General features: G+C 34.8%; 2 protein-coding genes. Both read right to left on the bottom strand.

Annotated features, from left to right (window positions below):
• Window positions 1-143: 143 nt before the first annotated feature.
• Window positions 144-515 carry a hypothetical protein gene (locus CDG59_RS14910; RefSeq protein ID WP_227519144.1) on the bottom strand — a complete coding sequence of 124 codons (372 nt, stop codon included), beginning with the start codon at window positions 513-515 and terminating at the stop codon, window positions 144-146.
• On the bottom strand, window positions 475-927 hold the full coding sequence (locus CDG59_RS14905; protein ID WP_087546044.1) for a hypothetical protein: 453 nt from the start codon (window positions 925-927) through the stop codon (window positions 475-477). The genes CDG59_RS14910 and CDG59_RS14905 overlap by 41 nt, the downstream gene beginning before the upstream one ends.
• Window positions 928-1057 lie beyond the last annotated feature (130 nt).

The following is a 1057-nucleotide window of genomic DNA, read 5'->3' as shown; positions in this document are numbered from 1 at the left end:
AAATGGCAGAAGACTTTTATCGGTTAGCTGCCTAGAATCTCCCAAGTGAAAGTCTCCTGCTAATTCAGCACACATCAATCACCATGAAAATAATATCTATACCAAAATGGGGCTATTACACTTCCATGAAGTTAGAATTAACTTTATTTACACTTTACTGTTTTAGCAGACTCAAATTCCATAATGGAGATTACCCCATCATATTTTTCTAAAGTTTGGTCTTTGGCTTTGATGTGAACACAACTGCCTTTTTTCAGTGTGTCTAAATGATTCGCCTGCTTCTTAGTTAAACTAAGTGCATAAATGGAAATGAGTCCTTTATCGGTTGCTAATTGAACTGATTCCTCGCCCCACTGAGTATTTTTTTCATTTTTACATTTAATGTTGCACCGTATGCTGTAGACATTGAGAATATAAAGAATGTAATAACTACGCTTAAAAATTTCATAATTTTTTCCTTTAATTTTAAATGGATTACCATTTTGCTTTACAAGTTGAGATTTCTTTAGCAACATTTTTAATGCTGCTCGGAATTGGATTAAAAGTAGTCATTTTTTTATTATTGACAAATACTTCTATTTTTTTGGCTTTGGAAATACCATGAGAAAACTCATACCAAGCATTTGCACCATTACGCCAATTGGTCGTTCCTGATGGTGCAACTTCAGTTTTGCCATCTAATAGAAAATTGAGGGGATATTTAGAGTTAGTATTTTCATAACTCTTGCTCTTTGTCTCGAACCGTGCAGAATGATCATATTCATCTCCTGCCCCCTCATTACAGACGACCCATAATGTTTGCCCTTTGGCATCCTGAATTGAATATTCAGCGAGACCTTGTCCATATCCCATTTGCCATACATTCGGTACTGCATGAACTGCTGTAGCACATATTGATAGCAATGGAATTAAAAGAAATTTTTTCATATATCATCCTTTTACAATTTAAAAACCAAGTAATCTTAACTATTTTGTACCTTTAGTTGCGATGATGGACTAGTTCATTTTTGAGTATGCCCCAGAAACTCCCTATCGGTGTATTATCAAAGCAGTCGCC

It is taken from the genome of Acinetobacter sp. WCHA29 (assembly GCF_002165335.1).
Lineage (GTDB): Bacteria > Pseudomonadota > Gammaproteobacteria > Pseudomonadales > Moraxellaceae > Acinetobacter.
The sequence above is the reverse complement of the archived record's forward strand: the minus strand, read 5'-3'. Positions and strand labels throughout refer to the sequence as shown.